Raw genomic sequence first — 14624 nt, forward strand, 5'->3', positions numbered from 1 at the left:
TGTTAGGTGGTCTCAACTACTGTTTCGTTTTCGCTCTCGGCCGTCGTTGCCTCTTTTAGTGAGCTGGGATATATACACCGATAGGCTTCAGAGTTTTTCCAAACCTCATCATCAAATGCCTTCAGGGAATATTGTTTGATGACTTCTCCATACGGGGCTAACTCATGTTCTTTGCCGAAGAGTTCGTCGAGAGAATTGCTTTTCCATTCTTGTACTTGAATGAACTGCTGAGCCTCTTCGCGTTGATTGTCGCCAAGTACCAAGCGGATCTTCTGCCAATCTTCAAAGAAGTATTCCTGTAAAAGCGGAATCACTTTACTTTGGAATACACTGATCAGCATCTCAAATGCTAAGTCTTCCTTGCCCTCATCCATCAGGTTTTTAACTGGCATAAAGAGCGCATGGCCGAGGGTATGTTCGCGGTCGTATAGAATCTCGATACGTTTGTTCAGAGTTTCCAGTAATACTTTGAGGTTAATGCCCTTTACCACTGCTTTCTCCAATTTACTTGGATTCGGCATCATCTCGACAAAGTCAAAACGACGTCGTAATGCGGTGTCCATCATCGCCAATGAGCGGTCTGCAGTGTTCATTGTGCCGATGATGTAAAGGTTATCGGGCACTGAAAATGGCTTACCTGAACATGGCAGGGTCAACTCAATAGCATCATCCTGCCCCATACGTTTTGATGGCTCAATCAAGGTGATCAGCTCGCCGAAGATTTTAGAGATATTACCTCGGTTAATTTCATCAATAATAAGTACATACTTCTCGTCGTTTTTTTTCCCTGATGGAACAGCACCTTTGATGTGTATGTTTTCTTTTTCAAGTAAATTAAACACATCGGCGACCGAAAAACGCCAGAGCTGATAGAAGGTTTTCTGAGTAAAGTTAACACCGCCATTCAGTTCGTGGAAGTCAACGTCAATATCAGTAGCTAGCCAATTCACTGGTAATTGGTTCCTATAGTCCTGGTAAGACGCTGTACCTTCTTCTTCATATTGGTAGTCACCGGTAATAACTCCGATAGCTTGAATTGTTCTTTGACTGCCTATACAGAGGATCAAGTCACCTTTTTCTGCTCTTTGAGAAAACTCATGGAGTGAACTTCTCACTTGAGAGCCAAGAGTTTGATAATAAGTGTCTTGTTCAAGACCATCAGAGAGTAGATTACCCGCTTCACCCCAGCCGATAGCCGCTAAACTGTTGCCAAGACAATACTCTGAAGTTGGCGTTTTTCCGGTACCATCTATAGAAATTTTCCAAATTCTTGCATCTGGATTAACATCAAAGACTTTTTGATAATGCTTACTCTTGGCATCTTCAACAATAGATTTAAATGTGCCATCTTTGATGGAATAAACTAAGTTGCTTTGGCTGTCATTCTCGGCCCTCAGGCCTTCTACAAAATCCTCATAGCCATAACTCTGATGGAAAGTAACAAAACTAATACGTTTGGCATCAACCAATTCATTATATTTACCCTTTAATTCTTCTCTACTTTTCCATTCAAAGTCTGGCTCGGCTGCTCTAACAGCCGCTTCAATGGTGTGATATGTTTTTCCTGTACCCGGTGGACCATAGAGTATCTGGTTTAAAGGAGGTGCGGTTGTCTTTGCCATATTGCTATTTTCCTGCGCCGTATAAGATACGTTTTTATCTTTAAGGCCTTGCTCGAGAGTGTTTTGACTATCGATATTTATAATGCCATCAATAAGAGCGAGTAGAGGTTTGTTGGGAAGTCCAACATAATCACTAAACAGCCTGTTTTGGTGTAGGGTGGGCAATAATTTATTCCAGTATTCGTTTAAGTCCTTTGGATATTTCATTTCGAGTGCTGTGCATAGCGGTTTTAGCGCGTTTGCCGCAGCAGACACAAAGTAGTCAGGTCGACTCACTGTCAATATGCGAGTCAAGAACACGAATGGGAATTTGCCTCCGCCCGATGCAGTGATACCAGTGCGAAACAGATTAACCAATTCGTTATACTGCTGCTCTGAAATTATCCCTTTGCGCGGGATCGCAGCAAAGAAGTCATCCAAATGGTAAAAAGTAGACGCAATTATTTTTCTAACCTCACCGTTGCCGCCGGGGGCACCAAACAGATTAGGGTCAAAGTCGTAATTGTGAGCGTTTTGCGTAGTTACGCCCAGGAAAAGGCTTCTCTCATTCGGGCTCATTTCACTGAGTTTTGTCTTTGCTTGAAAAATAACTTGTGCTTTATCAAGCAATGACACTCTACTTTCATAATTTTGATCGTGCTCTTTTAGTCGCTGGCGATAGATTTCAGGCTCTCTAATCGCTAAAATCGATTGAAGTTTCATGTTACATCCATTAAAAAAAACGCCAAAGCGCATTTAGTTTTTATCTCTTACTTCGCTATGAAATTTTATTTTTCGATCTAATACTTCAGCTTATTTATGTGATTAAGTAAGACACTAAAGAAGAATTAAGATGAATAGGTGTAACTAATAACACTTTATTAGTCATCGGCCTTTCTTCTACTCTCTTCGTTAATAAATAGAAATTAAATTTCATAAAAACCTAGTCGGATTAATGCGGTTCAAAGTTATTTATCGAAATAATATGCATCATTAAATAATTAATTTAGAGCATGGTCATTTAACGTATTAGGTTTGATACTATCGATTTATAATTTTCCACGAAATAATTGACACTCACTACCTTCCATCCTAACCCTGTGGCTCTCTCTCTATCTCTCTGAGAAATTGCTACACCAAACTTTTCCTTGGGCCAAGCAAGCTCTAGACATGCAACAGAGTTACCGTGAATATCGTTAATATTGAAATTCACATCTGGTATTTTTAGTCGAGACCTTTTACCTATATACAAAACGCCATGTACACCCGGGTCGGAAAAATCAAAAACTTTCTGCCAATCATCAAGGTGACCTAAGATATGCTGCTCTTTTCGGAGTTGGTTAACTTTCTGTCTTTGTTCATGGCTCACAGCCATATGCCTATGCATGGGTTGCTTACTATGACAGTCAATACAGAGTGCTTTGAGATTTGAAAGACTGTTATCAGACTTAACGCCGTTAATATGATGCACGTGAAGCATTGTCCGATGAGAACGTAAATTGACTCCACATTGCTCACAACTAAAGCCTTTCTCAACACGATAGCTCGAGGAGACTTTTGTCCAGTCACTTGAGTATGCTGTTTTGGCCGTTTCCGCTGATCGCGATGGCATATGAGTGAAAAACGAGCTGTATGTGGAAAAAAATTGAGACATGTCAAATTGTTCAAAAATTTGCTTACGAATCCCACCAAATTCATAGCCCTGATAGTTCAGATATTTGAGACAAAGTTTACAGATTTTTAATCGCGCTTTGCCTTCTTCAAAGCCTCTGCCGTAATGGCTCGCCCCTGAGATTGGAAAGTTGCCCGATGTGTCGTTGATAACAACATATCTTTCAAACCGACCCTCAGCGCGCATTGACTTTAACTTCGAACAATCAGCAACATGAAAACGATTACCCGTCATAGGATCATCTATTGCTGATAGAACTTTCCATCCATGGTCTTTTATATACAAAAGAACCTGTCTGCCTTTGTAGCTCAAGAGACCTGAGTGGATATCAACGTCTTTCAGCTCAACAGAGAGTCCTCCACCAAGAGTTATATCTATCGGATCGATAGTTGATACCGTTGTCTCGAGCTCAAATTTACCCGCCTTCTTTGCCCCCATTTTTTGGACAGCTTCTTTGAGAGAGAAAAAATCTACTGTCAACTTCATTGCGAACCTAAAATCTTCCTAATTTGGTCTTCAGCGTTGGTAATGACTCGGAAGGACACACGTCTTGATCTATTCTCATCCTCGTTACCTAACTTGTTTCTGACAGTTTTTGAGGAGGAATATCCAACAGCAGCCACGTTAGCTTTCACCCATGCATAGTGTTCTATTCTCACCTCATCTAACTTCATGGCAAAGCTCAACACGGCACGAGTTCTAGCCTGAGATAGGCTCATATTTTTAAAATATGCTTCATAGTCTGTGGAATTATGATGCCATCTACTGGACGTATGTCCCTCAATCTTTATTTCCTGTAATGAAGGCTTATAGGCCTCAAGTACCTCAAGATACCGAGGGAAAAAGTCCCTCAGTATTAATTTGAACTCATCAGTAAGGTTTGCTTTGCCATTAGCGAATAAAACGTCTGGCGCCGTGAAGTTTAAACTGAGGGTACTTCTGTCAATCTCAGCGCCCCATTTGTCGAGGTCGGCAGAGAACTCACTAACCAATGCAAGGTAGATAGCTTCCTGAGTATCTTCATAAGCAATAGCAACTTCTTTGATTTTATCTCTCTCATTCATGGCATCTCTCATCAAAGCAACAGAGATAAATAAGAAGACCATCATTAATCCAGCCATTAAATCAGAGACTGACATCCAATGCTCACCACCATCTGATGAGTGCTTAGATTTACCGAATAGACTTTCCACCGTCATACCGCCAATCGGTTGTTAACGACATTGGACATTTCTGTCACCAACTTTTGATAGTCGCGTGTAAATTGCTGAGTAACCGTAGCAAGTGCCTCACCCATTTCTTTGATAGTGCGGTTTATCTCTTGCTGCATTTGACGGTCAAGTACTTCCACCTGTTTCTCAACAGCACTACCCGTTTTACTAACAGATTTAGTCACTTGATCCTCTAGACTATCAAATGTCTGACGTACTGCTTTCGCTTGTATCTGGAAAACCTCTTCAAGAGTTGTCTCGAGACGGTCATGTAGCTTGCTGATCGCTGTGGTTGTTTCAGACTGAATTTCTCTTGTGCTCTTGAGAAGTTCATCGTTTGCTTCTTTCAATACAACACCAGTCTGTTTGGCGTCATCTTTGATATCAGCGACCATAACTCGCATCTCAGAACTTAATGCATTGATTGTATCGTTGAGTTGCTTACTCATTTGTTCGGAGCTGTTATTCAGAGATGTTGCGCTATTTTGCAGAGCACCCGATGCCGCTGATACATTATCTGTAATGTCATTGGACGCTTGGGAAAGTTTCCTTCCAATCTCACTTGCACAGCTTTTGAGTTCACTCGAAACTGTTGATGCGCCATCTTCGATACTGGTCCTCATAGTTTCAACACTATCGCTCGCTGTTGTACTGAATTTGTCGATAACTCTCTGAGATTCTGCCAGCATCGATTCGTAGTGTGTTGATGCCATTTGTACTGATTCACCAATAACAGACATAGTGCTATCCATCTGGTCACGAATTTGGGGCATCGCTTCAACAGCTCTATCTCTGAGATCTTTGAATGCTTCAAGACGATGTTCGAGCTCTGCTACCTGCCCATGCCCAAGCTCCATGACGTGATGAAGCTTTTCCATCGTTGCAGGTATAGATTCTGCACGCTCATTAATACTGGCCACTGACTTCTCTGTTGATGAAATCGCGTCTACACCCAGTTGATATTTTTTCCCCATCTCTTCAAGCTGGTGACGGTAGTTTTCTTGCCAGTCGACAAGCCTTTTGACTGATTCATCTAGGCGTTTAAAGTTTTCACCGAATTGCTCAGTTAGCTTGTCATTAAATTCGACAATGACCTCTTTGAGTGCGTTGATCACTTGCTCTGTCGCGGATTTAGATAGAAGATCCCCGAACTCACCCATTTTATTCCAAAGAGTAGCTTCAAAATTCTCGGCTTTTACGGCATTTTTCTCGTTAAACTGTTTTTGATCTTTTGCAGCATCATTGACGTCCATCCTGAGTTTTTTTATTTGCGATGTTAAGGACGTATCCTCATCACCCTGAATAGAGTTCAGTAATGTTTTTGATACTGAAAGGTGCTCACTCATCACTCCAAGAATATGCTCTGGACCAATACTCTGTGAGTCTTCACCGCTTTTAGAGGGAATGAAGGAAAGTAGTCCTTTGAAGATAATGGATGCTGCCATTCCAACCAAACTTGTTAAAAACGCGGTTTTTAAACCAGCAAGTAATGATTCAATACTTCCATCAATATTCGAGGGGTCAAATTCCATCAGACCAACAACAATACCAGCGAAAGTACCTAAAATACCTAATGAGGTCAGTAGATTAGCTGTATTACTAGTAAAGTTATTTGCTTTGTCCGTCACGACAAATATCGTAGATAACACCAGTAACAGCGCTATCAGACTGATAAAGGCGTTAGAAATGGAAATCGCAGAAAATGAGGCGATAAAAGCAGCGATTGAGTTGGTCATAGCAGTCACCAAAAAAATTAGTGTTATTACTCTACATCCAACTGGGAATCGGCTCAATCAAACATTGATGACTTTTATAAGCTCATAAATGGCCACTAACAAAACGGATACTGATTTAATAGATTGATCACTTTATACACAAGACTGTTACTCAATTTTAAGTAACCAATATTTTATATTTATGTTGCAATAAATATCGACTTTGTAATTGTCATCCAGTCACATTCATTCTCGCATACAGAGTCAGTAGACGCAGAAAACTGATAAATAACCTATTCCTCTTCGCAGTCTTCCTTTTGGGCATAAGGGTATGAACACTGACATAACCCCTATCTCTGAAATTTAAATATTTCGCCTCATCACTGACAGTTACCTGGCTGGCATCCGCTATTTGGTTTTTCATTCCCTTTGGCACTACGATCTCAAGGCAGGATTTATCAAATCCAGATTGAATCAATACGTCCTTTTGCCAAAAACGCACTGCGTCTCGAAGCCGCTGTTGAGAGATTTGCTCGCTTTGTTCCTTGCCTGGGTAGTACCACCTGAGTTTGACATAGTTCGAACTCAACCCAAGCTTTTGCATGACAGTGATCAAGGCGCGGACAGCCTCATGGTTCGTTGTTCGAATAAGGCTGTCTTTGGCTCTCACCAAATCATGGATCAGCGATGAAACCTTTGAATATTCTGAGGCTAAAACGTTCCCGCTCGATTCAAGTGTCATAAATCGTTTGATTAGCGCTTCAAAGACTTTCATTTCGTTACGCGTGAGGCGGTGGTATCCCAATGCTTCCGGCAATTTACTTTTGTCCGTCTTAAACGCACTCTCGGCAATGTCTTTTTCTGACTCAAGAATATAAGACACCTTGTCTTCAGCAATCTTCAGATCAACGCTAATATCAGGGGCACCGTAACCCTCAGCATGCCTTCTCACTATTCGCCATATGTCACTCATCGATACATCGTCAGAAACTCCATCAGGTGTCTTTGTTATATCCTCGAAAATCGCTTCAACATCTATCGGTTTCTCAGTTTCTTCTGACTCAAACACATTTGGCAGCAACTTACTGTGTGTTTCCGAGAGTTCTAACGCCCTGCCCCATTCATCAATTGAGTAGCGACTGCCCCATGCGATTTTATGCAAGTCTTTCGACGGTAAATGGTTAGCGAAGTGCGCTCTTCGACAAAAATCAGCCAGATGGAAGTAAGCGTTCAGTGAGGTCTCAGGCGAGGCATGGCCAAGCAAGCCAGACAGTGCCCACAACTTTTTTCTCGAAGAAATATCGATGCCGATTCGATCCCTTAACGCCTGGCACCGTTTATTTGAAAAGAAGTCGTGATGCAAGAACGGGTAAGGCCCGTCGTATACGCCTTCAGTTTTATGAAGACGAATGAAATTCCAGTTACAAAACGAGTCGCGGTTATTGTGATAACGCATGGTAGGGTCACCCGTCACCTCCTGCATGAGGCGGGTTAACTGGTTAAATGCGTTATCAAGTACACTTTTGTCAGGGAAAATAAGACTATTAGGTCCCATCCCGCGGCGTTGCGTTTCCTTCAGATATTTGGCGAGCCTGTTCAGCATGGATTCAGACCAACAGGTGTCGAGCGGTATATTTCTCGCGCTATGCGGCGATTTCAGCTCTCGAAAATGGTTTGGCCTGACGTGGAGATTAAAGTAACTCAACGATTCGTTGTAATGAAAGTCTGCAAACTGAAGTCCCGACACTTCGCCGCGTCTTAGTCCACTGAAAAAACCAAAGCAGAATACCAACAGGGTTATTTGCGCCAGTGAGCCTCTCATCGCGATAAGCGAGCCAATAATAATATCGGCCTCTCTCAGTGAGATCAGGTTGACATTCACCTTCGCACCCAGCGTGGGGATATCAAGGTCTGACTCACACATGCTCCCTGAATAGCCATTTTCAATCAGAAACTGGGCGAAGTAGATAACAAAGTTTTTCTTTGTGGGAGCATGAACATTGTCAGCCACAATATTGAGCTTCTCAGCCCAGTCTATGCCTTCCAACGCATGAATATCGCAGCCACTGAATTCCATTAAGAAGGGCTTTTGGACGTAGCTGATGTAACTGTGGACGGTCTGCAGTTTAAGGTGTTTCTTGTGTTTTCCTCCTTCACCAATCAGCTTGTAAAGCCAACATAGCAACAACCAGCACCACGGATAACCTGCAACAAACTCCCTGTCTTGCAATACGGTATTCAACTGGCCTAATACGCCTTTTTTTATCGTTAACAGCTCACGACGGCTTCCATTTCTCAATCGCCGGGTGTATTGATTGACGATGTCCATCTGCTCCTGAATACCGGCGTCTTTGAGTTTTACAGAGGGAGGCACTGCCGCCTGCCGTTTTCGTTTTAACATGACCGCATTCCAGCTTCGTTTCTGTCTCACGGTCGCCGTTGCTTCTTTCTCATTCTCACGCGCTATCACTGGGCGCCTGTTACAGATCAGACGGACCAGTTGCTCTTTTGATAGGTACGCGCTTTTGTGCATTCCCGAAGACATCGCATAGTCCAGAGCACTGCCAGTCAGCGTCATTTCAACTTTCATCGCGTCTTGTAATACTGCGAAGGTAATACTCTCAAAGCGCGTCAATAAATGACATTCCTGTAAATAGTGATTAATCGCTTTCATCGGATAAACCACTTTCTTGTCCGCGTCTCGATACCAGACAGTCAACAGAAGCTCCGCGTAGGGAGAAAGCCAGAATCGTGTTTGTTTGACGTCATAAAAGCAGTGGCCATCGATACGAAATAGATTGGCGTTTGGGGAGACAATATTCTTAAGTGTGCTTAGCTTATCGATACCTTCTTTGAGCACTAACCAAAGAAACAGGACACCCGCAAAAGTCGCCGGAGAAGACAAGTAACGTTTGATCACAGACTTGTGTTCAAGGTGTTCATAGAGACGGCAATGAAATGTTGAATCCAGAAAGTGTGCGGGGGTAAGTATGGGCTGCTCTTGGCGAATTTCTGCAAAATGGGACAGCGGTGCAGAGCGGATACCCGATTGTTTTTCAACACAGGCCAGAAACAGCTCTAACAGTTTTAGCTGGAGGTTTTGTTCTTCAAAACCTTTACTTTTACTCGCCTTGCTCTCGACAATACGCAAAGAGTCTCGGGTTATCACATTATTCTCAACCTTCAAAAGGGAAGAGAATTTATAGGTCTTCTCAATGTACTGGCGCTTTTCACCCACTGGAAGTATCGGCATACCGACCAGTGCGCAATACTCATCGATATTTGACGTTGCCAAGCGGAAATAGTGCTTTCGAACTTGTTCTAACGTCAAAGGGTCGAGACCATTCATTGTCTCTTCCTTGTCAGCAATGATGGTATTTCCTTCCAGCCCAATGACGCCATCATCTCATCCAGTAAAGGCCGTAGTAATGCTATTGTCTGACCATGATCCTGTGTTGAAAAGCTGCTTAATGGAATCTCACCTGCCACCCAGTGACCTAATTGAAACTTGATAGCCTCCTGGTGAACGCCCGCTTTTTGGAGATATTGGCGGATGTAATGGCGGCCAAAATTCAGAGGCAGACTCACCTCACTGTTGTCTTGTTCATTGAGCAAACTTGGGCCAGCGTTCTTGGCGCGAAGCCTGCCACTTTCCTTATCAATGCTCAGAAAAACCAAAGTGCCATCATTTGATTTTGAGTGCTTTGCGGTGTCAAACCACTCACGCTTTTCAAGCTTCCCTCTCATTGAAAGAAAAGGCTTTTGCGCACTGTGAAAATACATGTTCATGGCAAGTGATTCTGCAGTCATAGCCAGATGGTTTGCCAATGCATTGAGATGTTCAAGGTAATACTGGAGCTGTTCGATGAGAGGTGTAGGTGCCGCGACCAGTCGCATGTGCGCATAGTCTTTTGCACTGTCCTTGTCTGAAATCATGATTGCGCCATGGCGATGAAGATTGAAATGAAGTGATGGAAGGGGGTTATAAACAGCCCGATAGCCAGAGCCGTTAATCAACATGTAAAGGGTATAAACAGTATATTGATTGTGATAGTCGACCATACGTTCACGCGAATGGGCCACATCAAACGCCTTTGGCTGACTCAGTGTTCGCTGCAGGCTTTCTACTTTACGCGCAATACCCTCTTTAGTCGGCGTGAACTGAGAGCCCAAGCCAAATGTTTCGCTAAGGGGTATCAGCAAACCCCAAATAGGTTCAACAAAGTCAGGGGCGAATCGCTTGATATCAATGAATATCTCGCGCCAGATTGACCGAATGTTCTCATTGATGTCATTGTCCAAATAAAAGTTGTAGTGTCTGGCTGAGCGCGTTACGTAGGTGCTGTTGCCGTTGAGGAATTCGAGTAATACCGGGTCGTGTTTTTCAGCTGCTAACACTCGGTTTACCAAAAAGAATTCAATCTTCTTACGACTAATTTGAATAGAAAACTTTTTATTAACCCCCTTAATGTAAAGCTCGACCACCTTATGAGCTTTATCTCGAGATAAGTCAGGCGTGAGTTTTTCGCCAACACTCATAGCGTCCAAATTCAACGCCTTGACCAAGAAAGTGGGGATATAAATCAGCGAATAATGTTTGGTTTTTAAAAGGTGTTGATTTGATGGCGAGTTACCAGACTTTGCCGTTGGCTCAACCGCGATTTTCGCAAACCAGTTTCCGTTTACCGCGAAAAGCCATACCCATCGTATTCACCTTTGGTCACCACAAATTGTCGTGCTGAATCCGTATCCCGGGCGAAAACAGCATCAGCAGGATCAGGCGTCGAACCACCGAGCCTGACACACCGTGATGCACTGTTTTTCTTGATGACATCAGTGATGACCATAGGTAGTGCAATTCATGAGGCTGAAAAATATGCCGACTCATGAGAGTAAGGTTGTGGGAGCGGCGAATTTTTTTAGTGATAGTGCGGCTTTTTAACTGGTCAATATGCCTGTCTTTGATCAGTGAGACCGATGGGATTTCGTGTTTTAGTTTTTCGTCGACCTCGGGCTCATGTTTGACCAGTAACAATGGCGGGTAATCTTCAAGCTCTGAAATACCGCTTTGTAGGCTAAATTCATTGGGTTTGAGGTTTTTCAGTGCTTGGGTATAAATGTCATCCTCACCAATGACCCGTTCAATTTTTCGTCTACTGTAAGACGCCCTGAGCCTCGCCTTGGGCAATCGCCTGATGCTTGTTTTATGCTTCCAGTTAAGTTGATAGAAATGAATCAAATCACGGGTGTAATTAATTACTGACTTCGGTCTGTCTGACTCCTCTCTTTGCATCAGCTTGTCTTTAAATGCTTTGAGATTCTTCAAAATAATTTTTGTATCGTGACTGTTTAAACAATCCTGTTCGAATTCACGATCCAGATAAAGTAACCGAAAGGCCCGAACGGACTCTTCTTCTTTGTCCGCATTCTTCACTTCGCTTTCATGTTCAAAATAATGATTGAGAAAACAAAGCAAAGGACTGACGGAGAAAGACTCTTTGAGCGAGGAAAACGTTAAGAGAAGGTCGTAAATTGGCCGCTGGCTTTTCCAGCCTTTCGCTGGCTTATTATTCCGGCATGAGTCATAGATAGACGAGTTGATATTTATCAGTTCGGCATAAAAACTGTCATCGATACTCAGTCCAAACACACGGTAAAAAGATTCATGAAAGTCTGCCGATAGTCTTTTCAGTTTATCGATAACCAAACCGAACGCGCGAAAGTCATCAGGGCAATCAATTTTATCAAGAAGTGATTCAAGCTTTTGTGCATTATCACAACTAATACTTGGAAATCCATCGATTATGTCTTTCAAGGTGGGAGTACTCTGCAAAACAAAGACTCCTATAGATCTTTCTTCGATACCGAAAGATATTTAGCCACCTTATCAGCAGAAGTAAGATCTGGATAAAGTGTCAGCCATTCCTTCGACTGAAAAATACTTCTCTTCCCGTCGTCTTTTACAAACCACGCTCTGAGAAACGTCGAGATTTTTTTCGTATCACTGATAAAGCAACGGTCTAAAAGGTTCGTTGTGAGTTCATACTGAATGATAGTTTTTCGAACATCGACGGGGGGCTTATTTTTTAGTAGCAAGATCCTCACTGGTTCGTCTTTTGGGAACGCATTTTGGATGCTCGCTTTTTTGATTGCCGACACAGTGAATAGACCGGAGACAGCCCGATATGTGTTCCGATGGGCATAGCAAATAATCGGAGACTGTATTAACAACAAATCGAAATTGGGTCGCATTTGTTCAAGCGTCGAACTGCTCGTCTTTAAGCAGATATTGGATTAGCTGCCCTGAACATATCCACGGCAATTTCATCGATAAAAATCTGGTCGAACGGGACTTCAACGAACTCAATATCCGAGACAAGTTTCTTCACATAACTATGAACCGCCACATTGGGCATAAACCACCTAACCTATATACCTTTATAGACACTTTAGATTTACTGGTTAATCAGTGACCAAAACCTGTAAAAAATGCTCGAGTCAGTTCAAAATATGCAGCCACAGAAGAGTTTAAGAAGGACGATAGTCGTATATCTATCTGATTATATTGCCGCTTCTCGCAGTTTACAGTTTAAGGCGCCTATCTCCCCTCAAGAGAGGCGTTGTAGTATATGACCAAATCCGCACCAGCTTGTCTGGCGTAACTCAAAATTGCCCCAAATTTTGTTAGTGGATATGCACTAAAATGTGCAAAGATCAATCAAGATTTATTAGTTTTACTAATCCATTTATAGGCTAAAAAGATACTAAGAATACTTGATTTTTTCTCAAAGAAAAAAACTAAGGTTGGCATGCACGGAAGCCTATGATGTGAGAGCCAACAATCCTGTCTTCATTAAATCTGATCAGCATGTGACCTGCTCCCCAAAAACTAGACCATGCAGTACTAAGCCAAGAATCCATTAGTTTTTATTATCAAACATTAAATCGGGTAACTCACCTTGCCAACTCGATTTTGTCCAAATCCGCGCCAGCTCGTCTGGCGCAACTCGAAACCGCCCAAATTTTAACCAGTTTGACTGGCGTGATCCCCCACAGTTTTTGAGTTTTTAGCACCAAGGTTTAGTCGCCAAACGCCTCTTTTCATAGCCGCAGGTTTGTATCTAAATCGGCGATCATCGCTGTTTAAGTGACGTGTGTGAAATTTCAATCACACATTTGAACTCATGTTCTGGTTGTTGGGTCTTTGTGGCTTAAAAACGGTTTGCTGCAAAGTGAAATGCGGTAGCTTTTTGAAAAGCCGCTGGCGGCAAACCTCGACAGAAATAGATCAAGGGTTAACAAATGCAGCCACAGGACAAAAAACGCTCCGCCATTTTTTGGCTGTGCTTGCAGGCGTTAGCCCTTTCAGAATGCCGCCAATCACGCCAATCCACCGAAAGTCATATATTCGTCCCCATTACTTCACCTTCAATATAAGGTAAATATTAATGAAGTAAGTCAGAGGTGAATGTATTAATGAAAAACACAAACAGTATGAAGAAACTAAAGACGATTGTAGCCAGTTCTGCAATGTCGATAGTAGCCCTCACGACCTTAGTTTATTTCAATGTGGGAAATCAGCTTGGCTACCTGCTTCATGAACTATTTCACTATTGCTGATGGTCGTGAACAACCTTTGTTTGCGTTGCGTGTTTGAAATTCCAATCACGCATTTGAATTCAGAATCAGGGTGTTGTCTCTTGGTGGTATAAGCACGGTTTGTGGCAAAGTAAAATACGATAGCTTTTTCAAAAGGTGCTGGCAGGCGTTATATTCTGTACAAAGTAATGGAGTTTGAAAATGGACACTTTCTTCGATTTAAGATTGGAAATATTCCTCATCTTAACAATGTTTTCTTCGATACTTGTGGATTTTAAGAGAGTCAGAACTTACTTCTTAAAGCTAGCTTCAAGCGGCAGTTGCTTGCCGATTATGTCACCAATTTATCTTGGGCTCATTTTTGGAGATATTGGCAATGAAAAAATGTTGAGCTTGTTGATAACATTGTTAGGTCTTGGCATGTTCTTAGTTAACTATCTGGCCGCTATGTCATTGCTAGCTGAAAATGGAGATAAGAGTTGACCCGCCCTCTAAATACTAAACCATGCAGCATTACGCCAAGTGTCCATTAGTTTTTATTATCAAGTAGTCTATCCATAAATTGACTTTTCCAACTCGTTTTTGTCCAAATCTGCGCCAGCTCGCCTGGCGTAACTCTGAACCGCCCATAATCCGGTTTAACTCAAGTGTGTCTATCAAGTCGATGGCTATTCAAATGATTCCCACAACATAAATTTCCTCGCATTATTTCTAAGCTTTTTTCTTACTCTTATCCAACAGTGCGCCGACTCGGAGTAACGATTAAAAACTGTATAACCCATTGAACTTAAATGTTTAACTTGGCTTGGTACGAACACCGCATATC

At 42.4% G+C, this 14624-nt stretch carries 9 protein-coding genes; 1 reads left to right on the forward strand and 8 read right to left on the reverse strand.

The features are described 5' to 3' along the window. Nucleotides 1-2: 2 nt before the first annotated feature. The 8 genes from CS022_RS20140 to CS022_RS24970 form a co-directional block, all read right to left on the reverse strand. Nucleotides 3-2324 (reverse strand): AAA family ATPase, encoded by a 2322-nt coding sequence (locus CS022_RS20140; RefSeq protein WP_235869817.1) that lies wholly within the window; start codon nucleotides 2322-2324, stop codon nucleotides 3-5. 298 nt (nucleotides 2325-2622) lie between these two features. Then, nucleotides 2623-3759 (reverse strand): HNH endonuclease, encoded by a 1137-nt coding sequence (locus tag CS022_RS20145; RefSeq protein WP_129123751.1) that lies wholly within the window; start codon nucleotides 3757-3759, stop codon nucleotides 2623-2625. Then, entirely contained in the window at nucleotides 3756-4466 is a 711-nt protein-coding gene (locus CS022_RS20150) for an OmpA family protein (RefSeq protein WP_129123752.1), read from the reverse strand. Before CS022_RS20150 ends, CS022_RS20145 begins: the two co-directional genes overlap by 4 nt. A gap of 2 nt (nucleotides 4467-4468) precedes the next feature. Then, nucleotides 4469-6220, reverse strand: a complete 1752-nt coding sequence (locus CS022_RS20155) for a MotA/TolQ/ExbB proton channel family protein (protein ID WP_129123753.1) — start codon at nucleotides 6218-6220, stop codon at nucleotides 4469-4471. Between the two features lie 211 nt (nucleotides 6221-6431). Beyond that, nucleotides 6432-9548, reverse strand: coding sequence for a site-specific integrase (locus CS022_RS20160; RefSeq protein WP_129123754.1), 3117 nt, complete (start codon nucleotides 9546-9548; stop codon nucleotides 6432-6434). Continuing rightward, the gene (locus tag CS022_RS20165; protein WP_129123755.1) at nucleotides 9545-10747 is read right to left on the reverse strand and encodes a hypothetical protein; all 1203 of its coding nucleotides are present in this window, start codon (nucleotides 10745-10747) and stop codon (nucleotides 9545-9547) included. Before CS022_RS20165 ends, CS022_RS20160 begins: the two co-directional genes overlap by 4 nt. A gap of 172 nt (nucleotides 10748-10919) precedes the next feature. After that, nucleotides 10920-12032 (reverse strand): hypothetical protein, encoded by a 1113-nt coding sequence (locus tag CS022_RS20170; protein ID WP_129123756.1) that lies wholly within the window; start codon nucleotides 12030-12032, stop codon nucleotides 10920-10922. Nucleotides 12033-12477: 445 nt separating this feature from the next. Beyond that, entirely contained in the window at nucleotides 12478-12615 is a 138-nt protein-coding gene (locus CS022_RS24970) for a hypothetical protein (protein WP_161569693.1), read from the reverse strand. A 1384-nt stretch (nucleotides 12616-13999) separates the two neighbouring features. On the opposite strand from CS022_RS24970, the gene CS022_RS20175 reads away from it, so the two are divergent. After that, entirely contained in the window at nucleotides 14000-14281 is a 282-nt protein-coding gene (locus tag CS022_RS20175; protein WP_129123757.1) for a hypothetical protein, read from the forward strand. The last annotated feature ends 343 nt before the right edge of the window (nucleotides 14282-14624 follow it).

The sequence above is a fragment of the Veronia nyctiphanis genome (assembly GCF_004116385.1).
Taxonomy (GTDB): domain Bacteria; phylum Pseudomonadota; class Gammaproteobacteria; order Enterobacterales; family Vibrionaceae; genus Veronia; species Veronia nyctiphanis.

What these genes read in the sequence shown, in the direction of transcription:
- CS022_RS20140 (WP_235869817.1), bottom strand. Translation starts at nt 2,324, where the DNA reads ATGAAACTTCAATCGATTTTAGCGATTAGAGAGCCTGAAATCTATCGC.
- CS022_RS20145 (WP_129123751.1), bottom strand. Translation starts at nt 3,759, where the DNA reads ATGAAGTTGACAGTAGATTTTTTCTCTCTCAAAGAAGCTGTCCAAAAA.
- CS022_RS20155 (WP_129123753.1), bottom strand. Translation starts at nt 6,220, where the DNA reads ATGACCAACTCAATCGCTGCTTTTATCGCCTCATTTTCTGCGATTTCC.
- CS022_RS20160 (WP_129123754.1), bottom strand. Translation starts at nt 9,548, where the DNA reads ATGAATGGTCTCGACCCTTTGACGTTAGAACAAGTTCGAAAGCACTAT.
- CS022_RS24970 (WP_161569693.1), bottom strand. Translation starts at nt 12,615, where the DNA reads ATGCCCAATGTGGCGGTTCATAGTTATGTGAAGAAACTTGTCTCGGAT.
- CS022_RS20175 (WP_129123757.1), top strand. Translation starts at nt 14,000, where the DNA reads ATGGACACTTTCTTCGATTTAAGATTGGAAATATTCCTCATCTTAACA.